The following is a 23066-nucleotide window of genomic DNA, read 5'->3' on the forward strand; positions in this document are numbered from 1 at the left end:
ATTCTGCGAGTTCTGGGAACCTTAGTCATTTGGGATTTTACTGTGTTTTCAGGCCCAAGGGCGGCTAATGCGCCAGCATGTTGACTCTCCGCCAAGGTCTGTGGTCTGTTGTTGGAAAGAGTGCGAAAGTGAAAGCGCTTTCAAAAATGACAAGGGATAGGGTCTTCGGGCTGGCGGCCGGACCCGGGCGGCAAGGTTCTACGGCGATGGGAGAGGTTTACCTCAAAAAGGCTTCGGGCCAGGCCAAGGCGGCTGCTGCGCAGACCGGCGAGATTGTCGCCGGCATGCTCGCAGAGCTTGAAAGCGGGGGTGAGGCGGCCAGTCGCGCCTTCGCCGAAAAGCTGGATTCCTGGCGCGGCGACATCGTGGCGCCGGAGGACTGGTTCCGCGATGCCGAGGCGCGGCTCCCCGAAACGACCAAGGACGACCTGCGCTATGCCCACGCGCGGGTGCGCGATTTCGCCCAGCGGCAACGGGATTCCCAGCAGGAATTCGAAACCGAACTGCTTGACGGCCTGGTGGCCGGGCAGCGGTTGATTCCCGTAACCACGGCCGGATGCTATGTCCCGGGCGGCCGCTATGCCCATGCCGCCTCGGCGATCATGAGTGTCTGCACCGCCAAGACCGCCGGCGTGGAGAACGTGATCGCGACCTCGCCGGCCAAGGGCGATCAGCGCATTCATCCCGCGATCCTCTATGCGATGAAGCTTTCCGGCGCCGACAGCGTCCTGGCCCTGGGCGGTGTACAGGGGGTTGCAGCCCTGGCTTACGGCCATTTCACAGGGCATCCGGCCGATATTATCGTCGGTCCCGGCAACAGTTTCGTCGCCGAGGCCAAGCGGATGCTCTTCGGGCGCGTCGGCATCGATGTCATCGCCGGCCCCACGGAGTCGATGGTTGCCGCCGACGATACGGCGGATGCCGCGATCGTTGCCGCCGACCTGGCCGGCCAGGCCGAGCATGGTCCCGATTCCCCGGTCTGGCTGGTCACCACCAGCCGCCGCCTTGGCGAGCAGGTGATCGAGCTTATGCCGCGGGTCATCGACGCCTTGCCCGGTCTGTCGCGGGAGTCCGCCACGGCGGCGTGGCGAGACTTTGGCGAGGTGATCCTCACCGACACCCGCGAAGAAGCCTGTGCCGTCTGCGACCGCTACGCGCCCGAGCATCTGCAGGTTCAAGCGGAGGACCTGGACTGGTGGCTGAAGTCCCTAAAGAACTACGGCTCCCTGTTTCTGGGTGAAGAGACGACGGTGGCCTTCGGCGACAAGTGCTCCGGACCCAACCATATTCTGCCGACGCGCGGTGCCGGGCGTTACTCCGGCGGCCTCAACGCGCAGAAGTTCATCAAGGTGCTGACCTATCAGCGTATGACCCGCGGAGCCTCGCGGGACGTCGCTCAGGTCTCGAGCCGTATTTCGCGTCTGGAGGGCATGGAGGGGCATGCCATGACCGGCGATGTACGCCTGGCCAAGTACTTCCCGGGTGAGGAGTTCCGACTTTCCCCGGAGGCCTCTGCAGAAACGGAGACAGCTGCACAATGAGCGAGAAGGGCGCGCTCCTGGACACTTCGGGCCGCACGGTCTTCCGCGGCGATCTGAGCGCACCCGATCCCATACCGGAGGCCGGTGTCGAAGCGGCGGTGAAGCTGCTGCGGGACGGCCGACTGTTCCGCTATGGCGAAGACCGCAACAGCATTCCGGAAGCCGCACTCCTGGAGCAGGAGTTCGCGGATTACACGGGCCGCAAGTACTGCCTGGGCGTCAACTCCGGCGGCTGTGCCATGTTCCTTGCATTGCGGGCCTGTGGCGTGGAGCCCGGCGACAAGGTTCTGGTGAACGCGTTTACCCTCGCGCCCGTACCCGGCGCCATCGCGCATGCCGGCGCCGAGGCTGTGCTGGTGGACATCGACGAGCGCTATGTCGTCGACCTCGACGACCTCGATCGAAAGGCTGAGCAGAGCGGAGCGCGCTACTTCCTGCTGTCCTACATGCGGGGTCACATTCCCGACATGGAGGCGGTCGTCGCCCTCTGCGAGCGCCGCGGACTGATCCTGATCGAGGACTGCGCGCATACCATGGGGGCCGGATGGAAGGGCCGACTGACCGGCGGGTTCGGTCATGTCGGCTGCTTCAGCACCCAGACTTTCAAACACATGAACTCCGGCGAAGGCGGGCTTCTGGTGACGGACGACAAAGACATCGCCGCCCGGGCGATCCTGCTGTCCGGCAGCTATATGCTCTATGCGCAGCACCGTGCCCGGCCGTCGCTGGAGGTCTTCGAACGGCACCGCTATGCCACGCCCAACTGCTCCATGCGGATGTCGGGCCTGGTGGCCGCGATCCTGCGGTCCCAACTCCCCTTGTTGGATGAACGCAACGCGCGTTGGCGTCACATCTATCGGGTCCTCGCCGGTGAGCTTGAGGCGGTCGACGGCATTGTGCTGCCACAGCGCCCGCCTGAAGAGGAATTCACGCCCAGCTCGTTGCAGTTCTCCTTCGCCGAGGATGCTTTGACGGGCGAACAGGCCCTCCGTTTCGTGCAGGAGGCCGATGCTCACGGCGTTCACGTCAAATGGTTCGGCGCCGAGCATGCGATCGGGTTCACAAGCCGGCACGACCATTGGCGCTACATCGGCACGGCCAGGAAGGGTAGTCTGCCAAGCGCGGATCGCGTGCTGCACCGGCTCTGCGATCTGCGCCTGCCGCTCTGGTTGAATGATGAGGACTGCCGGACCATCGCTGCGGTCTTGGCCGAGGCGATGGCGGTGGCGAGGGGGACGAAGGTTAGGGCTTGCGCCTAGACCGGCCCTGCTGGTCCGCGGTGCGGTCTGCTTTTTGAGGTTGATCAGATGGGGAGGTGCAGGACACCTCAATTGAGATAAGATCGGGTTGAGTTAACGCAGACGATCGGGGCAACCGACGTCAAGTACAAGACAAACAAACTTATGAGCAGGAGTAAGAGGCAATGAAAGTGAACAAAGCGCTCTCAAGTGTCGGCGTTGCCGCCGTCCTGACCTTTGCCGGGGCCGCCCAGGCCGCGGATGTTGTGATCGGCGTGCCGAACTGGCCGTCGGTCAATGCGACCGCCAACGTTCTGAAGGTCGTGATCGAAGAAAACCTGGGTCTCGAGGTCGAACTGCAGAACGGCACCAATCCCGTGGTCTTCGAAGCCATGGACAAGGGCTCGATGCACGCCCATCCGGAGGTCTGGCTGCCCAACCAGCAGAACCTCCATGACAAGTTCGTCAAGGATTCCGGCACCGTCGCCATGAACCCCAACGGCATTTCGGCGGAGCAGGGCATGTGTGTTCCGGATTTCGTCGCCGAGGAACTGGGTGTGACCACAATCGAGGATCTGACCGATCCCGAGAAAGCGGCGCTGTTTGACAGCGACGGTGACGGCCGCGGCGAGATCTGGATCGGTGCGCCCGGCTGGGCCTCGACCATCGTCGAGCGCATCCGCGCGAAGTCCTATGGCTATGCCGAGACTCTCGAGCTGTTGGAAATCGACGAGACCCTGGCCTTTGCCAACCTGGATGCCGCGGTGAAGGAGAAGAAGCCCTGGATCGGCTTCTGCTACACGCCGCACTACATCTTCCTGGTCCACGATCTGACGCCGCTGGACGAGCCGCCGCACGATGCTGCCACCTGGAACGTGGTGCAGCCGACCGACGATCCGGACTGGCTCGCGAAGTCGGAAGCCGGGTCCGCCTGGAACGGTGCCAAGCTCCATCTCCACTACTCAAAGGAGCTGGAAGAGAGGCACCCTGAAGTGGCGAAGCTCTTTTCCAATATGAAGCTGGAAGGCGAAGCCCTCACCGAGATGAGCTACGCGCTGGTGATCAACAAGGAAGATCCGGCCGAGTTCGCCAAGAAGTGGGTGGCTGCCAACGAGGACACCGTTCTGTCCTGGCTCCAGTAGCCCTCTGATCCCTGCCGGTCGCCGCTTTGCGGCGGCCGGCATCCTTCGACACGGATGGGGGGCATACCGTGACCGAAGCCGCTGTCAAAGTTGAAGACGTCTGGAAGATTTTCGGCCCGCCGGATGCCGTTGCCGAGGCAATGGCGGCGGTCAAGAGCGAGGGAATCGGCAAGCCCGAAGTTCTTGAACGCTATGGCTGCGTCGTCGGCGTGGCGGACGCGAACTTCGCGGTTCCCCGCGGTGAAATCTTCTGCATCATGGGTCTCTCGGGGTCGGGCAAGTCGACCCTGGTGCGCCATGTCAACCGGCTGATCGAGCCGACCGCCGGCCGGATCGAGATCCTTGGTCGGGACATCGCCCAAATGGGCGAGAAGGAACTGCGGGCGGTGCGCGCCAAGCAGATCGGCATGGTGTTCCAGCACATGGCACTGATGCCGCACCGCTCGGTGCGCGACAACGTGGCCTATCCGCTTGAAATCCGCGGCGTGTCCAAGTCCAAGCGCTGGGCGGTCTCGGACCACACCCTGTCCCTGGTCGACCTGGTCGGCTACGAGGACCGCCTGCCCAAGGAACTGTCGGGCGGCATGCAGCAGCGCGTCGGCATTGCCCGCGCGCTGGCCTCCGACCCGGAAATCCTTCTGATGGACGAGCCTTTCTCCGCGCTCGATCCCCTGATCCGGCTCCAGCTTCAGGACCAGTTCAAGGCGCTGGTCGCGGAGCTTCAGAAGACGACGCTTTTCATCACTCACGATCTGGACGAGGCCATCCGCATCGGGCACCGCATCGCCATCATGAAAGACGGGCGGATCGTGCAGATCGGCACGCCGGAAGACATCGTGACCAACCCGGCGGACGACTATGTCCGGGAGTTCGTCCAGGGCATCTCGAAGCTTAAGCTCGTCAAGGCTCACTCCATCATGGAGCCGCTGGACAAGGTCAACGGTGCACTCGACGCTGCTCCGCGTGCCTCCGCCGAATCCGATCTGGACGAACTCATCGATCTCTCCGTCGGCACCGAGTTGCCGGTCGTCATCACCGAGGATGGCCGCGACGTCGGCGTTGTGACCAAGCCGCGACTGCTGCGTGGGATCCAGGGAGGTAAGGAATGACCGATATGACCGTCACGGCGGCCTCGCAGATCGAGGTCGACCGCGCCGAACTCGATGCCTCCATCTCCCGCTTCGCCGGCAGTAATGGCGAATACTATGCCGAGGCTTTCCACAAGATCCACGAAGCCACGGGCGTGGTGCCGACGGGTTTCAATCTTGCGGCCATGCTTCTGGGCCCGATCTGGGCGGCGATGCGGGGCGTCTGGGGGTTCTTCTGGGGCTTTCTGATCCTGGAGGTGATCGCCTGGGTGCAGATCGGCCGCGGCGCCTGGGGCAATCCGGGCGCCGAGTATCTCGAACGTGCCGCGAGCCAGAGCGAGCGCGCCGCCGACTTCACTCAGCGCGCCGAGGCCGCCCGCGCCGCGGGCGAGGACCCCAGCCGCTTCGAGACGCTTGCGGGCAACATGGCGCGCGCCGTCGAGCGCAACCTGCAGGCCGCCGAGGCGGCCAACGCCGAGGCCTTTACCATCCTCATGGTCGGCCTGGTCCTCTTGCTGGTGATCAAGCTCGTCGAAGGCTTCTACAGCAATGTCATCTACGAGAAGCAGTACTCGCGCTGGCGCATCGATCCCGAGCGCGTCGAATCAGGTGTCAGCACCCAACGTCTGCTGCTCGGTATCGCTCTTGTCTTGGCGATTGCGCCTCTAACCATCTACAAGTTCACCGCCAGTAGTCCGATCGAGGTGTTGAACAGCTTTCCGGAGCGGGAAGTCAGCCAGATCTTCTTCACGGCCGACAATCAGACGATTTACTCCGGTACAGCAAATTGGATGGACCGGCAGATCGACGCCGCAGCGAAGGCCGGTGCCGGTGTTTTCGACAGTGTAACGGCCGGCGTGCGCGCAGTGCTTGACACCCTGACTCTGGCCCTGATTGGCACGCCCTGGCCGGTGGTCATGGTGGTGATCTGTGTCGTTGCCTGGCGGGCGGCCGGGCCACGGGTGGCGATTTTCACGGCGGCTGCCCTCGCATACCTTGCGTTGCTGGGCTTCTGGGAGGTTTCCATGGAGACCGTGGCGCTGGTGGGCGCTGCGGTTTTGATCTGTGTAACCGTCGGCATTCCGCTTGGCATCTGGTTCGGTAAGTCCGCGCGTGCTTACAAGGGCGCGGAGCCGGTGTTGGACCTGATGCAGACCCTGCCGGCCTTCGTTTATCTGATCCCCATTATCGCCTTCTTCGGCACGGGCAATCCGCCGGGCATTCTGGCCACCATCATCTTCGGCATGCCGCCGGTGATCCGCCTGACGGCGCTCGGCATGCGCGGCGTGCCGGAGAGCATCAAGGAGGCGGCGGTCGCCTTCGGCGCTACCCGCTGGCAGTTGCTCAAGGACGTCGAAGTTCCCCTGGCGCTTCCGTCGATCATGGCGGGCGTGAACCAGACCATCCTGATGTGTCTGTCCATGGTGGTGATCATCTCGCTGATCGGCGGCGGCGGCCTCGGCAAGGAGATCCTCGACGCGCTGCAGTACGTTGCCAAAGGTTCCGGCTTGCTGGGTGGCCTCGCCATTCTGTTCTGCGCCATGGTGATCGACCGCATCGTTCAGGGCGCCTTCCGCCGCGCCGATCAGAAGTAGAGTCGCGCAAAGGTCGTCCGCGAAGCTGCGGCCAGTGACGCCTGTCTGGCCCCGGGGACAAACCCCGGGGCCAGGGCAGGGCCCGGCATTGCACGCTCAGATAGCAGTCTGTAGGCATTTGTTAACCTTGTCTTGATGTTATGGACATCGGCGTCTGCCCTCTCCGCCGCGGCGGGCAGCGCCGCTGGACCGGAGATCGAGGTTGGCAGGGCACGAAATTCTGCTTCACATAGCCGGTGGCGTGGCGTTGCTGTTGTGGTCCACCCGCATGGTACGGACCGGGCTGCTGCGCGCCTTCGGGACAGAGCTCCGCCACCTGATCGGCCGTTCCACGCGCTCAACGCCTTCGGCCGCGTTGGTCGGTTTCGGCGTGACCACCGCCCTGCAAAGCTCCACCGCCACCACCATGCTGGCGGTTTCCTTTGCCGGACGCGGGATGATCGCCCTGGCGCCGGCGCTGGCATTGATGCTGGGCGCCGACCTCGGCTCGACCATGGTGGTCCAGTTCCTCTCCTTCGATCTCTACTGGCTGTCTCCGGCCCTGCTGTTGCTGGGCGTGCTCTGCTTCATGACCGGCGGTGCTCCGCTGCGCCGCCAGATCGGCCGCGTGCTGGTCGGCCTTGGGCTGATGGTGCTCGCTCTTGACCTTACGGTCGGTGCGACCGATCAGCTTCGCTCGAGCGAGACCCTGGAAGGCCTGCTCTCTTCCCTTGCCGACGAGGCCGTGCTGGCGGTGCTGCTGGGGGCCCTGCTTGCCTGGCTGTTCCATTCCAGCGTCGCCCTGGTCCTGCTGATCGTCGGCCTTGCCGCCGGCGGGCTGCTGCAGCCGGCGGTGGCTTTCCCCCTGGTCTTGGGCGCCAACATCGGCTCCGGCATCATCCCGATGGTTCTGACCCTGCGCAGCAGCAACGAGAGCCGGCGCATTCCCCTGGGCAATCTCCTGTTCCGGGTGCTCGGCGTGGCGGCGGTCCTGCCGTTCCTGGGGCTGATCACGCCGTTGATCGGCGAGCTGGGGTCCGATCCCGCACGCCAGATCGCGAACTTTCACAGCCTTTTCTGCGCCGCCGTGCTGCTGATCGGGTTGCCCTTCGTCCATGTCATGGCGAAGCTGACCGAGCGTCTGCTGCCGGCAAGCGAGGAAGAGGGCGAGGCCGGACCGCGCTACCTGAACAAGGAGGCCGCCCAGACTCCGCAGCTGGCCTTGGCCTGCGCCAAGCGCGAGGCCTTGCGCATGGCGGACATCACCGAACAGATGCTGAGCAAGGTAACCGATGCTTTCGAGCCGCAGGGGCAGAGCGTCGTTGACGAGCTGGGCGAGATGGACGATCAGCTCGACGAACTGCATGAAGCGATCAAGCTCTATCTGACCGAGCTTTCCAGCGAACCCCTGGACGAGGCGTCAAGCCGCAGCTGCAGCGAGCTCTTGTCCTTCACCACGCACCTCGAACACATCGGCGACATCATTAGCAAGAACCTGCGCAAGAGCGCTCAGAAGAAGAGTCGCAAGAAGCTGTCCTTCTCGGAGGAGGGCTGGAGCGAGCTGCTGGACCTTCATGCGCGCGTCGCTGATCATCTGCAACTGGCCCTGGGATCGTTCGTCACCAGGGACCCCGCCACCGCCCAGCAGCTCGTGAACGAAAAGCGGGAGTTTCGCGAGCTGGAACAGGAAGCCAGCGAGGCTCATCTCAATCGCCTGCGCCGCGGTCGGGTGGAAAGCATCGAAACCTCAGGCCTGCACATCGACGTGGTCCGCGACCTCAAGCGCATCAACTCCCACATCACGGCCATTGCCTACGAGGTCCTGACCACCGAGGAGCCCCGCTGGCTGGAGCGCAAGCGCGCCTGATCCTTGCCGCCCTTGAGCCGGCACCGAGGTCTCTCCGCACTGCAGGCCTGGCCGCATCGCGCTGCCCTTTGAAACGGACCGAAGCCGGCATTTCCGGGCCCCCGGGGTGAAGAGGGCCGGCCCTCTGCCCGTGCAGCCTCTGTCCAGATCCTGCGAAGACTCTTGTTCTTTCCGGAGAAAAAGACATAAAATGCATAAGAACGCATAAATTGCGAAGACCGATCGGGTTGAGGGAATGCAGGATTTCTGGGCCGCCTTCGCGGAGGCGTTTGCGCTCATTGTCGGGCTGGATGCAGAGCTGGTGGAGATCATCGGCTTGTCGCTGCGCGTCACCTTCTCGGCGGTGGCCATTGCCTGCCTGCTCGGCCTGCCTCTGGGCGCGCTGCTCGCCGTCGGCCGCTTTCCGGGACGCGGCCTCCTGATTGTTGTGGTCAGCGCCCTGATGGGGCTGCCGCCTGTGGTGGTCGGCCTGGGGGTCTACCTCATGCTTTCCAGCGCCGGGCCGCTGGGGGTGCTGCAACTGCTCTATACGCCGACGGCGATGATCATCGCCCAGGCGATCCTGGTGACGCCCATCGTTGCCGCCCTCACGCGCCAGGTGGTCGAGGATCTGCACGGCGAGTACGACGAACTGCTGCGCTCCATGGGCAGCGGCCGCCTCGGCACCGTGGCGACGCTGCTCTGGGACGCCCGCTACTCTCTGCTCACGGCCGCCCTGGCCGGGCTTGGGCGCGCCCTGGCGGAGGTCGGCGCGGTGATGATCGTCGGCGGCAACATCGCCCATGTGACCCGGGTGATGACGACAGCCATCGCGCTGGAAACCTCCAAGGGCGAGTTGGCGCTGGCGCTCGGCCTCGGCATCATCCTGGTGTGCCTTTCGATTCTCATCAACGCCGGCCTTCTGGGCCTGCGGCGCACGGCGGAGCGGCTGGCCTATGCCTGAAGCCGCCGTGATGCCGCTTTGTGATCCTTGCCGGCCGGGGCCCGCCGGGCCGCCGGCGATCGTGCTGGAGGACTTGGTTCTGGAGCGCGGCGGCAAGCGGCTGATCGACGGCCTCAGCATGACGGTACCGGCGCGGGGCGTCACCGCCGTCATGGGCCCCAACGGCGCCGGCAAGAGCTTGGCGCTCAGGCTCATCGCCCAGCTCGTCGAGCCGACGAGTGGTCGGCTTCGTTTCGCCGCCGGTCTTCTGGCCCAGCCTGAAATCGCCTTCGTGTTTCAGAAGCCGGTGCTGCTGCGCCGCTCCGTGCGTGCCAACCTGGATCACGCTCTGCGCACCTATGGGACACCCCGGGGCGAGCGCGCCGCCCGTCTGGCCGAACTCCTTGCGCTCGGCCAGCTCACGGAGCTGGCGGAACGGCCGGCGCGGGTGCTTTCCGGCGGCGAACAGCAACGTGTCGCCATGGTCCGCGCCCTGGCCGCCGAGCCCAAGGTTCTGCTTCTCGACGAACCGACGGCAAGCCTCGATCCCCAGGCGACGGCGGCCATCGAGGCCCTGATCCGGCGCGCGGTGGACGACGGCGTCAGTGTGGTCCTCGTCACCCACCAGGCCGGTCAGGCCCAGCGCCTCGCCGACACGGTGTGCTTTCTGCACAAGGGCCGGCTGCACGAATCGGCACCGGCTGCCGCTTTTTTTCACAATCCCCGCACCCCCGAGGCGCACGCCTATCTTGCCGGCGAGCTGCTTCTGTAGAACGCAAATCCGTCCTTTGAGGAGAGAGGTCCATGCAGGTGAGAGCCCTTAAGTTCGCAGTCGCCCTGTTCGCAGCCACCGCCCTTCCCGCAACCACGGCCTTGGCCGAAGACTTCATCATCGTGCAGTCGACCACGTCGACCCAGAACTCCGGTCTCTACGACCATCTGCTGCCGCAGTTTCAGGAGGCAAGCGGCATCGAGGTGCGGGTCGTCGCGGTCGGGACCGGCCAGGCGATCAAGAACGCGCGCAACTGCGACGGCGATGTGCTGCTGGTTCATGCCAAAGCTTCGGAAGAAAAGTTCGTGGCCGAGGGTTATGGCGTCAGCCGCGCCGATGTCATGTACAACGACTTCGTCGTCGTCGGCCCGGCAGCCGATCCGGCCGGGATCGGCGGTGGTACCGATGTGGCCGAGGCGCTGGCCCGGATAGAGGACTCGGAGGCGATCTTTGCGTCACGCGGCGATGATTCCGGAACCCATAAGAAGGAACTGGCGCTCTGGAAGGCAGCCGGCGTCGATCCCGGCGCCGCCAGCGGCACCTGGTACCGGGAGACCGGCTCCGGCATGGGGGCGACCCTGAACATTGCCGTCGGGATGGGCGCTTACACCATGACCGACCGCGCCACCTGGATCGCCTTCGGCAACAAGCAGGACCACCGGATCGTCGTCGAGGGCGATACGCGCCTTTTCAATCAGTACGGTGTGATCCTGGTGAACCCGGAGCGCTGCGACAACGTGAAGTCCGGGATGGGTCAGACGTTCATCGACTGGATCCTCTCCGACGAAGGCCAGTCCGCCATCGCCGACTACACCCGCGACGGTCAGCAGCTGTTCTTTCCCAACGCCCGGATGAGCTAAGCAGCGGTCAGTCCGGACGGCGCGCGGCAAAGCGCACGACATGCGCGATGCCGCGATGCCGCCGTCCTTCTTCGAGGCGGACCTGTCCCGCCAGCGCCTCCACGACCTCTAAGCCGGGCGTAGCGCTATGAAGTTCCGTCAGACTGTAGAGAAGATCGGGGTCCTCCGGTCCCATGGTCCGATGCGCGGCCTGGTCCTTGGAAAAGGCCTCGACGACAAGCCATCCTCCGGGCGCGAGAAGCCCCGCCGCCTGTTCGAGGGCGCGCAGCCGGGTGCCCGATGCCGCCTGCAGGTAGAGCAGGCTGACCATCTCCCAGCTCCGGTCGGGCGCGGCGCTCCAGGTATCGAGGTCGGCGGTCAGCCGTTCGACCGTCACGCCGCGCACCCTGTCAAGGTTCAGCGCCTTCTCGGTGGCCACCGCGGAGACGTCGAGCGCCGTAACCGTCATACCCTGGCCCGCGAGCCAGGCAGCGTTGCGTCCGTCGCCGTCGGCCAGGCAAAGAGCGCTGCGGGCGCGGAAGTCCGAACGCGCCACAACCATCCGCAGGTATTCGTTCGGCTCGCTGCCGAACAGCGGTTCCTCCGCCGCTGCGTATCGGGCGTCCCAGCGCTGTGCCGCCGATCTTTCTTTTCGCTCCCTATCGCTTTCTTCCATGGAGGACTCCTTTCATGGGCAGACTTCTTGTCGCTGCCGTCCTCGCAACGCTGCTATCGACCAGCATGACCGGGACCGCTGCGGCCGACCAGCCCCTTCGGCTTTACGCCGCCGGCAGTCTGAAGGCGGCGCTCGGCGATGTTGCGGAACGCTATGCCCAGGTCTACGGCCAGAGCGTGGACACGACCTTCGCGCCCTCCGGCCTGCTGCGCCAACGGATCGAAGCGGGCGAGGGGGCGCACGTCTTTGCCTCGGCCAACCTGCGTCATCCGAAAGCCCTGGACGCGGCGGGGCGCGGCGGCCCGGTCGCGCTTTTTGCCCGCAACAGGCTTTGTGCGCTGGCCCGTGGCGGGCTTGCCGTAGATACCGAAACGCTGCTTGACGTCATGCTCGATCCGGCAGTCCGCCTCGGCACCTCGACACCCAAGGCCGATCCTTCCGGCGACTATGCCTGGGAACTGTTTGCGAAGGCGGAGCGCTTGCGGGGCGGGGCGCAGGCGATCCTCGAGGGCAAGGCGCTGCAGCTGACCGGCGGTCCGGACAGCGCCGAGGCGCCGCAAGGCCGGAACCTCTATGGCTGGGTTATGGAGTCCGGGCAGGCCGACCTTTTTCTGACCTACTGCACCAATGCGGTCCTGGCACAGCAGGAGGTGCCCGGCCTGCGGATCATCGCGCTGCCGGCCCTGCTCGCGGTGGGTGCGGACTACGGCCTTCTGGTGCTTGACGGCGCGCCGGAAGGCGCCTGGCGGCTGGCGATGTATATTCCTTCGCCGCAAGGCCAGGAACAGCTGGCCGGCTATGGCTTTGAGAGCGGCGCTTTGCCGGCGGGCGACTGACCGTGGAGAAGTGGTGCCCTTGAGGGTGCCGGTTCTTTCTACGGGCCGTTCCACTGGACCCGGCCGAAGCCGCTGACATCGTAGCCGCCCAGGCAGCGGGCCTTCTCTGTGAAAGCTGCGGTGCGGCAAAACGCCAGCAGCTTCTGCATCGGCGGTTCGAACCAGCAGCGGCGGTCTGCCACCAGATCGAAGCGCTCCTCGGCGAGGGCAAGGAAGGGCAGGCCGAATTGACGCGCCATGGCCTGCAGACCCAGCGCGGCTTCCGCGTCGCCGGCAGCGACGGAGGCCGCCGCTTCGGTTTCCGTGCGCGCCAGTCCGGGCAGCCAGTCGATGTCCTCCGCCGAGAGGCCGTCGCGTTTCAACAGGTGGTGCAGCAGGAGCGCCGCGCCGGCGGCCGGCTGGCGTTGAACAACCTTGCGGCCGCGCAGATCGACCGGCGCCTGTACGTCCTTTTCCAGCCCTTTCGCCAGGATCAGCCCCTGCTGCCGCCGGGCGAACTCGACCACCACCACCGGCTGGCCGGCCAGCTTCGCGGCGACGTGGTTCACGTTCCAGTCGTCCCGCGCCGCCTCGAAGACATGCATACCGGCGGCAGCAGCTTCGCCGGCGGCGATCCGCTCAAGCCCGTCCAGGGAACCGTCGAAGAAGGTGGCGAGCCCGGATCCGGACTCGCGGATGGCCCAGTCGAGCAGGGGGTCGTGGCTGCCGGCGACCACATTCGGCCGCTGCGGGGCCGGCTTGGCCGCGCCTGCGCCTCCGGTCAGCCAGGCTTCCAGTTCCAGTCGCGGGAACAGCAGCTTGCCGGTGACGCGCCGGCAGGGAATCTCGCCCTCGGCGGCGAGGTCATAGACCTTGCGCTCCTTGACCCTCAGCAACTCGGCCACTTCCTTGGTGGTCAGGAAGGCGGGGGAGGCCTCTCCCTCTGTCATGGCCGGGCTCTCATGGCCAGGCTCTCATGCCCAGGCTCTCATGCCCAGGCGCCACGATGGCGGTTGGAAACAACGATGACCAAGCGGGTGTCCTCGGGTGAAAGAAACGCCAGTGGAAGAACCTCTCCGGCAGATGATAGGGCATCGCCGATCCCAAAGGCAAAGTCAGCCAAGCAAGGCGGCCTATCCTCGGCGGGTCTTTGGGCAGCGACCAGAACCGTGTGCTGCGGGTCCTTTCGGCGGCCTGCTGGAATGCACAAATTCTAGGCGCCACCTCGAGCATGATCAATTTCTGGGCAAACAAAAATTATCATTGTTTTACAAATGTTTGTATACGGCGCTTCGTTGTAGTCAAGGAATTGCGCGGACTTCCGCCGCAATCGTCACCACACCGCGGACTGGCACGCAGCTTGCTGAGTTCGTGCATGCAGGGCGTCTAGGGTTCCGGCCGTTTGGGTGACGGTGTCTGGTCCGAGAGGCGCACTCCGGGCAACGCATCCGGAGCCACGGCGGGCCAAAATCCCGGGAGATCACTGCAAGAGGTCTGAGGCCGTCTTACAGGTGATTCCCGTTCCTGATGTCGACCTCTGACGCAAAGAAACGAGATCGAACAGGAGGTTTGGGATGCTGCAGTTTCTATCGCAAAGAGGGGTTGGGCGGCGCAGCTTCGCAGCGGTGATCGCTGCGCTCTGTGTTGCGGTCTTCACCGCTTCCGGCCAGCCGGCGGAGGCCGCCAAGAAGGAGAGCTTCCGCGTCGCGTGGTCCATTTATGTGGGCTGGATGCCCTGGGCCTACGCCGACGAGATGGGCATCGTGAAAAAGTGGGCGGACAAGTACGGCATCGAAATCGAAGTCGTGCAGATCAACGACTACATCGAGTCCATCAACCAGTTCACCGCCGGCGCCTTCGACGGTACCGTCATGACCAACATGGATGCGCTCAGCATTCCAGCGGGCGGCGGTGTCGATTCGACGGCGCTGATCCTCGGTGACTTTTCCAACGGCAACGACGGGCTGGTGGTGAAGGGCGAAGGCGACATCGCTGCGTTGAAGGGCAAGAACGTCAACCTGGTCGAGCTTTCGGTGTCCCATTATCTCCTGGCCCGGGCGCTGGACAGCGTGAAGCTGGCGGAGCGCGACCTCACCGTCGTCAACACCTCCGACGCCGACATGGTCGCCGCCTTCAAGACCGCAGACGTCGAGGCGGTTGTCACCTGGAACCCCCTGCTGAGCGAGATCGCCGCCGAGCCGGGCGCGAAGGTGCTCTACACCTCTGCCGACATTCCCGGCGAGATCATCGACATGATGGTGGTGAACACCGAGGTGCTGAATGCCAACCCGGACTTCGGCAAGGCGCTTGTGGGTGCCTGGTACGAGACCATGGCGATCATGTCTGCAGACGACGAGGCCGGTAAGGCGGCGCGCACCTTCATGGGCGAGAAGTCGGGCACCGACCTGGCGGGCTACGAGGCGCAGCTCGCCACCACCAAGATGTTCTACGAGCCCGCCGAGGCGATTGCCTTCGCCAAGAGCCCGGAACTGGTCGAGACCATGGACGTGGTGCGTCAGTTCCTCTTCGCTCACGGCATCCTGGGCGAGGGCGCGCCGAGTCCGGACTATGTCGGCATGACATTCCCCTCCGGGGCGACGCTCGGCGATCAGGGCAACACCAAGCTCCGCTTCGACGCCAGCTTCATGAGCATGGCCGCGGACGGCATGCTGTAAGGCGCGGCGGATTTGCCAGCGGCGCGGCATGGCACGGGCACTGAACCGGCGGCCGGGGCGGGCGGGACTGATCCTGCTGGGGGCTTTGCCCTTCGTTGTTCTGGTCGCCGTCTACCTGGTCGCCTCCGATGCCCGCCTGGCGGTCAATCCGGCAGACAAGCTGCTGCCGTCTCCGGAAAGCCTTGCCGCCGCCATCGATCGTCTCGCCTTCCAGCCCGATCCACGCAGGGGAACCTACATTTTATGGTCGGATACCCTGGCCAGCCTGCTGCGCCTCTTTCTGGGGCTTGCGATCGCCACCGGCATCGCGCTGGCCGCGGGGATCGCCATCGGCCTGCTGCCCCTGGTGCGCGCCGCCTTCGCGCCCCTGGTGGCGGCCCTGTCGATGGTGCCGCCGCTGGCCATCCTGCCGATCCTCTTCATCGTCTTGGGGCTCGGCGAGCTGTCCAAGGTCGTCCTTATCGTCATCGGGATCGCGCCGTTTCTGGTGCGCGATCTCTCCATGGCCGTCGGCAGCCTGCCGCGCGAGCAGCTTGTGAAGGCGCAGACCTTGGGAGCCTCCACCTGGCAGATCGTGACCCGCGTCGTGCTGCCCCAGACTCTGCCGCGCCTCGTCAGCGCCCTGCGGCTTTCGCTGGGGCCGGCGTGGCTCTTCCTCATCTCCAGCGAAGCCATCGCTTCGACCGAGGGCCTCGGCTACCGGATCTTTCTGGTGCGCCGCTACCTCGCCATGGACGTCATCCTGCCCTACGTCATCTGGATCACGCTGCTTGCCTTCCTGCTCGACTATCTGCTGCGGCTGCTCGCCCGCCGCGCCTTTGGCTGGCTGCCGGGGGAGCAGCAGCCATGAGCCTGATCTCGGTCAGAGACGTCTCGCAGACCTATGGCGCCCAGACCGTGCTGGAACGCATCAGTCTGGACATCGAGGCCCAGGAGTTCTGCACCATTGTCGGGGCCAGCGGCTGCGGCAAGTCGACCTTCCTCAGGCTGCTTCTGAGCGAGGAGCGCCCGACTCGCGGCGTCATCGAACTGGACGGGGCGCCGCTCGGCAGTGAGCCGGATGCCGACCGTGGCGTGGTTTTTCAGCGTTACTCGGTCTTTCCCCACCTGACGGTCATGGAAAACCTGATCCTGCCGCTGGAATTGCGGGCCTCGAAGCTTTGGGGCCGGCTCTTCGGTGCACGCCGCCGCGACGCCATGGCGCAGGCCGAACACCTGCTGGAGCGTGTCGGCCTCGCCCATGCCCGCGACGCCTATCCGAAGACCCTGTCCGGTGGCATGCAGCAGCGCCTCGCCATTGCCCAGGCCCTGATGCCGCGGCCCAAGGTCCTGCTGCTGGACGAGCCTTTCGGCGCTCTCGATCCCGGCACGCGGGCGCGCATGCACGAAATCATCCTGTCGCTCTGGCAGGAAGAGAAGATGACCATCTTCATGGTCACGCACGACCTGAAGGAGGGCTTCAAGCTCGGCACGCGCCTGCTCGTCTTCGACAAGCTGCGCTGGGACCCCCATGCGCCGGAGGCTTACGGCGCAACCATCACCTACGACCTGCCGCTGAAGGACCGCCGAACGCTGCCTGACGGCGTCGCTGCCGCTGTGAGCGGGAGCAAGCACGACAACAATCAACGCCTGCCTGGGAACAAAGGATCTCTTGATGTTTTGCACTGATAACCGCCGGCGCGCCACCAAAGCGGCCGGCGCCGCGGCGCCCGTGCCGGGAAGCCGGCGCCACCACCACCCGGACTTCGACAAGATGCAGCTCCAGGGCTGGCGCTCGGCCCTGAAGGAGGCCGATCTGCCGGAGGACGGCTGGCAGAAGGAGCGGCAGTGGGCGGTGAAGGTCGGCCTGGCGGCGGCGGACAGCATCGAGGACCGGGGCATCTCCACCTTCGCCCGGGGCGAACTGCCGCACTATGCCGGCATCAACACCTTCCTGAAGGCTCCCTATATCGAGGACGTGGCCAAGGTCGGCGGCTACGACGCAGCGGTGATGGGCGTACCCTTCGACGGCGGCACCACCTATCGCCCTGGCACCCGCTTCGGGCCGCAGGGTATCCGCCGCATCTCCGCGCTCTACACGCCCTACAACTACGAGATGGGAGTCGACCTGCGCGAACAGATGACGCTCTGCGACGTCGGCGACGTGTTCACCATCCCGGCCAACATCGAAAAGACCTTCGACCAGATTTCCCGCGCCGTCTCCCACGTGTTCTCCTCCGGCGCCCTGCCGCTGATCATGGGCGGCGATCACTCCATCGGTTTCGCCACCGTGCGCGGTATCGCGCAGTGCACTTCCAAGCGCATCGGCATCATCCACTTCGACCGCCATGCCGACATCCAGGAGAAGGACCTGGACGAGCGGATGCACACCACCCCGTGGTTTCATGCCACCAACCTGGAGAACGTGCCGGCGACCAACCTGGTGCAGATCGGAATCGGCGGCTGGCAGGTGCCCCGCGAGGCGGTGGTGGAGGCGCGCAAGCGCGATACCACCATCATTTCCATGGCCGATGTTGAGAAGCTGGGCCTCGACAAGGTCGCCGAGATCGCCCTGGAGACTGCCTGGGCGGGGGCGGATGCGGTCTACCTGAGCTTCGACATCGACTCCGTGGACTGCGGCTTCGTGCCCGGCACCGGCTGGCCGGAGCCCGGGGGCTTTCTGCCGCGCGAGGCTCTCAGCCTGGTCAGCAAGGTGGCCGCCGAGGGGATCTGCGGCATGGAGGTGGTAGAGGTCTCGCCGCCCTACGACACCTCCGACATCACCTCGCTCTTCGCGACGCGTGTGATGGTAGACGTGCTGGGGACCCTGGTGGCCCACGGCAAGCTGGGTGCCCACCGAGCCCTCATCGACAAACCCATGACTCCCGCTGTGGAGGGGGGGACCGCATGAGCGCCCGCCACAACAGCCACGCGCCGGGCCATAACCATCCGCAGGGCCACAACCACCCGCCGGATCATGAGCACCTGCACTCCCACCTGCACGACGGACCGCATGCGGCGGTGCCGGGCCAGCCGCGCGGCGACGAGGACCTGCTGGCCGATGCGCTGATGGAGGGGTTCGACGCCGCCGAGGACAAGGCGAGCTTTCTGCGCATGGCGCGCATTCCGCAACACCTGCATGGCGCCGACGGATCGGTCCTGCGTCTCGTCGATGTGGAACTGCGCTACGCCTATCAGGTGGCAACCGCTTCACCGGCGTTCAACGCCGACCATCTGGTCTACCTGCCGTTCCCGGCAAACATGATCCGGGAGCGCGCCACCATGGTTTTCGTCTACGTCTCGCTGCGGGAACGGCGCGATGTCGACCTGAGGGAAATGATCCGACTGCTTGAAGACAAGGAGTAAGCGGCACAGAGGGAAGGCATAGGGGAGAGGGCACGCCGCGGCGCGGGCTGGTGGCCTCCAGGCACCCGCGGGCACCTGGAGGCCGAGAGGCCTCAGGTGTGCAACATCAGCCTCTAGCGGAGCTTGCGATCCGCACCAGTGCCCATAGGCGCTGTCGCAGAGGGGGTCAAGGGATTGGCCGGTGGCGCAGGGCCGGAGGCGCTCGTCAGAGAACTGGCGAAGATCACGTGGAAGCAACAGTTGGCTTTCGCGCGAAACTCTATTGTATTAGCTATGTAAAACAAAAAAAGAATCTCAAGAAGATCAATAAAAATAACTATTCAATCTTGACATAGCTTGTCGTAATTCAGCAATATTTTGCGGTGCAACATCAACTCTAGCGGAGTGAACTCAATGAAATCCGTGCTTAGGGGGGCGATGAGCGCTGCGACCATGGCAGCCGTTCTCGCCGGCGGCGCAGCGGCCCAGGCGGCCGACGACGTCATCAAGGTCGGCGTGCTCCATTCACTTTCCGGAACCATGGCGATCTCGGAGACCACGTTGAAGGACACCGTCCTGATGATGGTCGACGACCTCAACAAGAACGGCGGCCTGCTCGGCAAGCAGGTCGAGGCGGTGGTGGTGGACCCGGCTTCCGACTGGCCGCTTTTTGCCGAGAAGGCGCGCGAACTGTTGGAGAAGGAACAGGTCGACGTGGTCTTCGGCTGCTGGACTTCGGTTTCGCGCAAGTCCGTGCTGCCGGTCTTCGAAGAACTTAACGGCCTGCTCTTCTACCCCGTGCAGTACGAGGGCGAGGAGAGCTCGCGCAACGTGTTCTACACCGGTGCAGCGCCGAACCAGCAGGCCATCCCGGCTGTTGAATACCTGATGAGCGAGGACGGCGGCGGCGCCGAGCGCTTCGTGCTGCTGGGCACCGACTACGTCTATCCCCGCACCACCAACAAGATCCTGCGCGCCTTCCTGAACGAGAAGGGTATCTCCGATGCGGACATCATGGAGAACTACACGCCCTTCGGGCACTCCGACTGGCAGACCATCGTCGCCGATGTGAAGGAGTTTGCTTCCCAGGGCAAGAAGACGGCCGTGGTCTCCACCATCAACGGCGACGCCAACGTGCCCTTCTATAAGGAACTGGGCAACCAGGGCATTGCCGCCGAGGAGATCCCGGTGGTGGCCTTCTCCGTCGGTGAGGAGGAACTGGCTGGTCTCGATACCGAGCCGCTGGTCGGCCATCTCGCGGCCTGGAACTACTTCATGAGCGTCGAGGCCGACGTGAACGACAGCTTCATCGAGCAGTGGCACGCCTTCATCGGCGATGAGGACCGGGTCACCAACGATCCCATGGAGGCCACCTACATCGGCTTCAAGATGTGGACTCAGGCGGTGAAGCAGGCCGGCACCACCGAGGTCAATGCCGTGCGGCAGGCCATGTATGGCCAGACCGTGCCCAACCTGACCGGCGGTACGGCGGTGATGAACGCCAACCATCACCTCTCCAAGCCCGTACTGATCGGCGAGATCCAGGACGACGGCATGATCGAGACCGTCTGGTCGACGGACAAGGAAGTGGTGGGCGATGCCTGGAGCGACTTCATTCCGGAGAGCTCCAAGCTGACGGCCGACTGGACCTATCCCTGGGTCTGCGGCAACTGCGAGGCGCCGACCTACGCGACCAACTAGCCTGCTTGCGAGGGGGGAGGGGCGCCAGCCGTCTCCCCCCTCTGTTCTGTGACCCTTGTTTGGGTGGTGCTTGTGTTTCAGAAGGTCTTGAGGATATCGCTTGTTGCCGTCGCGCTGGCCGTCTTGCTGCCGGCGGCGGCGCGGGCGGATCTTCTAATGGACCTTCAGGCCCTCACCGAGAAATCCAATGACACAAAGGCCGCGGCGGTGGAGGGCCTGGCCGCCGGCGGCCACGAACGGGCTTTGCCCATCCTTGAAGCCTACCTCGACGGGCGCCTGTTCCAGGTGAAGGCCGACGACCGTCTGGTGATCGGGGAAGAAGAAGGCAGGGGCTACCGCATCTTCGATGCTGTCACTGGGGAGGCTGCCGGCGAACTTGGCAAGCGCAAGCTGCGCAAGGTCAGAATCAACAACCGCCTGCGCCAGGTCGTGAAGGCCGCCCTTGGCGGACTGACGCTGGGCAGCCCCGATCCCGCTGCCCGGATGCGTGCTGCCGATGCGGTCTTCCGCTCTGCGCCGGCGGAGATGGTCGCTCCGCTGGAGGCGGCGCTGGCGAGCGAGGAGAATGCCAGGGTCGCCGAACGCCTCAGGCGTGCGCTGGCGGCAACGCGTCTCGTCAACGCAGAGGACAGCGCGCTGCGCGTGGCCGCGCTGCAGACCCTGGCGGACTTCACCGATCCCGATGTCCGCGCTTTGGTGGCCGGTGTCCTGCGCAATGACGATGCAGGGTCACCCTTAGAGGCCGACGCGGCGGTGCGCGCCGCCGCTGAGGAAACGCTGGCGACTATCGAGCGGGCGCTGGAGTTCAACAGGTTTCTCGCCAGTATCTTCCAGGGGATCAGCCTGGGCTCCGTGCTGCTGTTGGCGGCCATCGGCCTGGCGATCACCTTCGGGGTCATGGGCGTCATCAACATGGCCCACGGCGAAATGGTGATGATAGGGGCTTACACGACCTTCTTGGTGCAGGAAGTCTTCCGCACGTCGTTCCCCGGCGCTTTCGACTATTCCCTGGCGGTCGCTATCCCGGCTGCCTTCCTGGTGACCGGCCTGGTGGGAATCGGCATCGAGCGCGGCATCATCCGCTTCCTCTACGGGCGGCCGTTGGAGACTTTGCTTGCCACCTGGGGTCTCAGTCTGATCCTGCAGCAGCTTGTGCGCAGCATCTTCGGGCCGACCAACCAGGAGGTGGGCAACCCCACCTGGATGAGCGGCGCCTGGGAGGTGGCCGGCGGCCTGACCCTCACCTACAACCGGCTCTGGATCATCGTTTTCGCCCTGATGGTCTTTGCCCTGCTGATGGCGCTGATCCGCTTTTCCAGCTACGGCCTGCAGATGCGTGCGGTGACCCAGAATCGCCCTATGGCCTCCTCCATGGGCATTCGCACCGGCTGGGTCGACGCCATGACCTTCGGCCTTGGCTCCGGCATCGCCGGCATGGCCGGCGTGGCCCTCAGCCAGATCGACAACGTCAGCCCGAACCTGGGGCAGGGCTACATCATCGACAGCTTCATGGTCGTGGTCTTCGGCGGCGTCGGCAATCTCTGGGGCACCCTGGTGGGAGCGTTCTCCCTGGGGCTGGTGAACAAGTTCCTGGAGCCCTATGCCGGCGCCGTGCTCGGCAAGATCCTGGTGCTGGTGGTGGTGATCCTTTTCATCCAGAAGCGCCCGCGTGGTCTCTTCGCGCTGCGTGGCCGCGCCGTGGAGAACTGACGCCGTGCTGCTCTCCAACGACCATGGCCGCCTGCTGTCCCCCCTCGGCGCGAAGATAACCCTCGGCCTGCTGCTGGCCGCCGGCGTGCTGGTACCGTTGCTGAACCTGGCGGTGCCCCAGGACTCCATCTTTCACGTCCCCACCTACCTGGTGAGCCTGCTGGGCAAGTATCTCTGCTTTGCCCTGCTGGCCCTCTCCGTGGATCTGATCTGGGGCTACTGCGGGATCCTGAGCCTCGGTCACGGCGCCTTCTTTGCCCTCGGCGGCTATGCCATGGGCATGCACCTGATGCGCCAGATCGGCGACCGCGGCGTTTACGGCCATCCCGTCCTGCCGGACTTCATGGTGTTCCTGAACTGGAAGGAACTGCCCTGGTACTGGTACGGCTTCGACTCCTTTCCCTTCGCCATGCTGATGGTGGTGCTGGTGCCGGGCCTGCTGGCGCTGGTCTTCGGCTGGCTCGCCTTTCGCTCGCGCGTCACCGGGGTCTACCTCTCCATCATCACGCAGGCCATGACCTTCGCCCTCCTGCTGGCCTTCTTCCGCAACGACATGGGCTTCGGCGGCAACAACGGTCTCACCGACTTCAAGGACCTGCTCGGCTTCGACCTGCAGGCCGACGGCACCCGGGCGGCGCTCTTCGCAGCCTCGGCGCTGGCCCTTGCGCTCGCCTATCTGCTCTGCCGCTGGATCGTCGGTTCGAAGTTCGGCCGCGTGCTGGTCGCCATCCGCGACGCCGAGAGCCGCACCCGTTTCCTCGGCTACAGGGTGGAGTTCTACAAGCTCTTCGTCTTCGTGCTCTCGGCCATGCTCGCCGGGATCGCCGGGGCGCTCTACGTGCCCCAGGTCGGCATCATCAATCCCAGCGAGTTCTCCCCGGCCAACTCCATCGAGATCGTCATCTGGGTGGCCGTCGGCGGGCGCGGCTATCTGCACGGCGCCATCCTGGGGGCCGTTCTGGTCAACTACGCCAAGACCTATCTGACCGGCGCGGCGCCGGAAATCTGGCTGTTCTTCCTCGGCGGCCTCTTCATTGCCGTCACCGTCTTCATGCCCAGGGGCATCATCGGTTCGCTGGAGCAGGTGTCGGCGCGTGTTCCCCTGCTGGCGCGGGTTGCCGGAGGCCGGCAATGAGCGAAGCCGCACCGGAGATGGCTCCGGCCGAAGCCGAGCCTTCGCAG

20 protein-coding genes and 1 riboswitch are annotated in these 23066 nt (G+C 65.1%); of the genes, 18 read left to right on the top strand and 2 right to left on the bottom strand.

The annotated features are described in order from the left end of the window. The first annotated feature begins 146 nt into the window (after window positions 1–146). The 9 genes from hisD (at window position 147) to ACO06P_RS24285 (ending at window position 11004) form a co-directional block, all read left to right on the top strand. A complete protein-coding gene (gene hisD / locus ACO06P_RS24245) occupies window positions 147–1541 on the top strand; it encodes a histidinol dehydrogenase (RefSeq protein ID WP_420347789.1) in 1395 nt (464 codons plus the stop codon). Next, window positions 1538–2800 (top strand): DegT/DnrJ/EryC1/StrS family aminotransferase, encoded by a 1263-nt coding sequence (locus ACO06P_RS24250; RefSeq protein ID WP_420347790.1) that lies wholly within the window; start codon window positions 1538–1540, stop codon window positions 2798–2800. Before hisD ends, ACO06P_RS24250 begins: the two co-directional genes overlap by 4 nt. Before the next feature lie 164 nt (window positions 2801–2964). Next, window positions 2965–3921 (top strand): glycine betaine ABC transporter substrate-binding protein, encoded by a 957-nt coding sequence (locus ACO06P_RS24255; RefSeq protein ID WP_420347791.1) that lies wholly within the window; start codon window positions 2965–2967, stop codon window positions 3919–3921. A gap of 68 nt (window positions 3922–3989) precedes the next feature. Further along, window positions 3990–5030 carry a quaternary amine ABC transporter ATP-binding protein gene (locus tag ACO06P_RS24260; RefSeq protein ID WP_420347792.1) on the top strand — a complete coding sequence of 347 codons (1041 nt, stop codon included), beginning with the start codon at window positions 3990–3992 and terminating at the stop codon, window positions 5028–5030. Then, window positions 5027–6604 (top strand): ABC transporter permease, encoded by a 1578-nt coding sequence (locus ACO06P_RS24265; protein WP_420347793.1) that lies wholly within the window; start codon window positions 5027–5029, stop codon window positions 6602–6604. Before ACO06P_RS24260 ends, ACO06P_RS24265 begins: the two co-directional genes overlap by 4 nt. A 202-nt stretch (window positions 6605–6806) precedes the next feature. After that, complete coding sequence (locus ACO06P_RS24270) at window positions 6807–8450, top strand: Na/Pi cotransporter family protein (protein ID WP_420347794.1); 1644 nt, start codon at window positions 6807–6809, stop codon at window positions 8448–8450. 235 nt (window positions 8451–8685) lie between these two features. Continuing rightward, window positions 8686–9393: an ABC transporter permease gene (locus ACO06P_RS24275; RefSeq protein ID WP_420347795.1), complete on the top strand. Its 708-nt coding sequence runs from the start codon at window positions 8686–8688 to the stop codon at window positions 9391–9393. Then, window positions 9386–10144 carry an ATP-binding cassette domain-containing protein gene (locus ACO06P_RS24280; RefSeq protein WP_420347796.1) on the top strand — a complete coding sequence of 253 codons (759 nt, stop codon included), beginning with the start codon at window positions 9386–9388 and terminating at the stop codon, window positions 10142–10144. Before ACO06P_RS24275 ends, ACO06P_RS24280 begins: the two co-directional genes overlap by 8 nt. Before the next feature lie 32 nt (window positions 10145–10176). Then, window positions 10177–11004 carry a substrate-binding domain-containing protein gene (locus tag ACO06P_RS24285; RefSeq protein ID WP_420347797.1) on the top strand — a complete coding sequence of 276 codons (828 nt, stop codon included), beginning with the start codon at window positions 10177–10179 and terminating at the stop codon, window positions 11002–11004. A 7-nt stretch (window positions 11005–11011) separates the two neighbouring features. Here ACO06P_RS24285 and ACO06P_RS24290 read toward each other — a convergent pair whose 3' ends face one another. After that, complete coding sequence (locus tag ACO06P_RS24290) at window positions 11012–11659, bottom strand: class I SAM-dependent methyltransferase (RefSeq protein WP_420347798.1); 648 nt, start codon at window positions 11657–11659, stop codon at window positions 11012–11014. 14 nt (window positions 11660–11673) lie between these two features. Between ACO06P_RS24290 and ACO06P_RS24295 the strand changes: the two genes are divergently transcribed. Beyond that, complete coding sequence (locus ACO06P_RS24295; protein ID WP_420347799.1) at window positions 11674–12495, top strand: molybdate ABC transporter substrate-binding protein; 822 nt, start codon at window positions 11674–11676, stop codon at window positions 12493–12495. A 38-nt stretch (window positions 12496–12533) separates the two neighbouring features. On the opposite strand, the gene ACO06P_RS24300 is transcribed toward ACO06P_RS24295, so the two are convergent. Then, on the bottom strand, window positions 12534–13424 hold the full coding sequence (locus ACO06P_RS24300) for a substrate-binding domain-containing protein (protein WP_420347800.1): 891 nt from the start codon (window positions 13422–13424) through the stop codon (window positions 12534–12536). Window positions 13425–13849: 425 nt separating this feature from the next. After that, window positions 13850–13955, top strand: a riboswitch (guanidine-I (ykkC/yxkD leader). Between the two features lie 93 nt (window positions 13956–14048). On the opposite strand from ACO06P_RS24300, the gene ACO06P_RS24305 reads away from it, so the two are divergent. From ACO06P_RS24305 to urtC, 8 genes are all read left to right on the top strand, one after another. Further along, window positions 14049–15149, top strand: coding sequence for a putative urea ABC transporter substrate-binding protein (locus tag ACO06P_RS24305; RefSeq protein WP_420347801.1), 1101 nt, complete (start codon window positions 14049–14051; stop codon window positions 15147–15149). Window positions 15150–15177: 28 nt separating this feature from the next. Then, the gene (locus ACO06P_RS24310) at window positions 15178–15999 is read left to right on the top strand and encodes an ABC transporter permease (RefSeq protein WP_420347802.1); all 822 of its coding nucleotides are present in this window, start codon (window positions 15178–15180) and stop codon (window positions 15997–15999) included. Beyond that, window positions 15996–16817 (top strand): ABC transporter ATP-binding protein, encoded by an 822-nt coding sequence (locus ACO06P_RS24315; protein WP_420347803.1) that lies wholly within the window; start codon window positions 15996–15998, stop codon window positions 16815–16817. Before ACO06P_RS24310 ends, ACO06P_RS24315 begins: the two co-directional genes overlap by 4 nt. Next, the gene (locus ACO06P_RS24320) at window positions 16804–18039 is read left to right on the top strand and encodes an agmatinase family protein (RefSeq protein WP_420347804.1); all 1236 of its coding nucleotides are present in this window, start codon (window positions 16804–16806) and stop codon (window positions 18037–18039) included. Before ACO06P_RS24315 ends, ACO06P_RS24320 begins: the two co-directional genes overlap by 14 nt. Next, window positions 18036–18494, top strand: coding sequence for a hypothetical protein (locus tag ACO06P_RS24325; protein ID WP_420347805.1), 459 nt, complete (start codon window positions 18036–18038; stop codon window positions 18492–18494). The genes ACO06P_RS24320 and ACO06P_RS24325 overlap by 4 nt, the downstream gene beginning before the upstream one ends. A 393-nt stretch (window positions 18495–18887) precedes the next feature. After that, window positions 18888–20174: an urea ABC transporter substrate-binding protein gene (urtA, locus tag ACO06P_RS24330; RefSeq protein ID WP_420347806.1), complete on the top strand. Its 1287-nt coding sequence runs from the start codon at window positions 18888–18890 to the stop codon at window positions 20172–20174. An 87-nt stretch (window positions 20175–20261) separates the two neighbouring features. Next, window positions 20262–21884, top strand: a complete 1623-nt coding sequence (gene urtB, locus ACO06P_RS24335; protein ID WP_420347807.1) for an urea ABC transporter permease subunit UrtB — start codon at window positions 20262–20264, stop codon at window positions 21882–21884. A 7-nt stretch (window positions 21885–21891) separates the two neighbouring features. Further along, window positions 21892–23019, top strand: a complete 1128-nt coding sequence (gene urtC / locus ACO06P_RS24340) for an urea ABC transporter permease subunit UrtC (RefSeq protein WP_420349676.1) — start codon at window positions 21892–21894, stop codon at window positions 23017–23019. Window positions 23020–23066 lie beyond the last annotated feature (47 nt).

Source organism: Pelagibius sp. (assembly GCF_965227505.1).
Classification (GTDB): Bacteria; Pseudomonadota; Alphaproteobacteria; order Kiloniellales; family Kiloniellaceae; genus Pelagibius.

Bases quoted from the DNA above. Each gene is read 5' to 3' on its own strand.
- hisD (WP_420347789.1), top strand. From the start codon at position 147: ATGACAAGGGATAGGGTCTTCGGGCTGGCGGCCGGACCCGGGCGGCAA.
- ACO06P_RS24250 (WP_420347790.1), top strand. From the start codon at position 1,538: ATGAGCGAGAAGGGCGCGCTCCTGGACACTTCGGGCCGCACGGTCTTC.
- ACO06P_RS24255 (WP_420347791.1), top strand. From the start codon at position 2,965: ATGAAAGTGAACAAAGCGCTCTCAAGTGTCGGCGTTGCCGCCGTCCTG.
- ACO06P_RS24265 (WP_420347793.1), top strand. From the start codon at position 5,027: ATGACCGATATGACCGTCACGGCGGCCTCGCAGATCGAGGTCGACCGC.
- ACO06P_RS24275 (WP_420347795.1), top strand. From the start codon at position 8,686: ATGCAGGATTTCTGGGCCGCCTTCGCGGAGGCGTTTGCGCTCATTGTC.
- ACO06P_RS24280 (WP_420347796.1), top strand. From the start codon at position 9,386: ATGCCTGAAGCCGCCGTGATGCCGCTTTGTGATCCTTGCCGGCCGGGG.
- ACO06P_RS24285 (WP_420347797.1), top strand. From the start codon at position 10,177: ATGCAGGTGAGAGCCCTTAAGTTCGCAGTCGCCCTGTTCGCAGCCACC.
- ACO06P_RS24290 (WP_420347798.1), bottom strand. From the start codon at position 11,659: ATGGAAGAAAGCGATAGGGAGCGAAAAGAAAGATCGGCGGCACAGCGC.
- ACO06P_RS24295 (WP_420347799.1), top strand. From the start codon at position 11,674: ATGGGCAGACTTCTTGTCGCTGCCGTCCTCGCAACGCTGCTATCGACC.
- ACO06P_RS24300 (WP_420347800.1), bottom strand. From the start codon at position 13,424: ATGACAGAGGGAGAGGCCTCCCCCGCCTTCCTGACCACCAAGGAAGTG.
- ACO06P_RS24305 (WP_420347801.1), top strand. From the start codon at position 14,049: ATGCTGCAGTTTCTATCGCAAAGAGGGGTTGGGCGGCGCAGCTTCGCA.
- ACO06P_RS24310 (WP_420347802.1), top strand. From the start codon at position 15,178: ATGGCACGGGCACTGAACCGGCGGCCGGGGCGGGCGGGACTGATCCTG.
- ACO06P_RS24315 (WP_420347803.1), top strand. From the start codon at position 15,996: ATGAGCCTGATCTCGGTCAGAGACGTCTCGCAGACCTATGGCGCCCAG.
- ACO06P_RS24320 (WP_420347804.1), top strand. From the start codon at position 16,804: ATGTTTTGCACTGATAACCGCCGGCGCGCCACCAAAGCGGCCGGCGCC.
- ACO06P_RS24325 (WP_420347805.1), top strand. From the start codon at position 18,036: ATGAGCGCCCGCCACAACAGCCACGCGCCGGGCCATAACCATCCGCAG.
- urtA (WP_420347806.1), top strand. From the start codon at position 18,888: ATGAAATCCGTGCTTAGGGGGGCGATGAGCGCTGCGACCATGGCAGCC.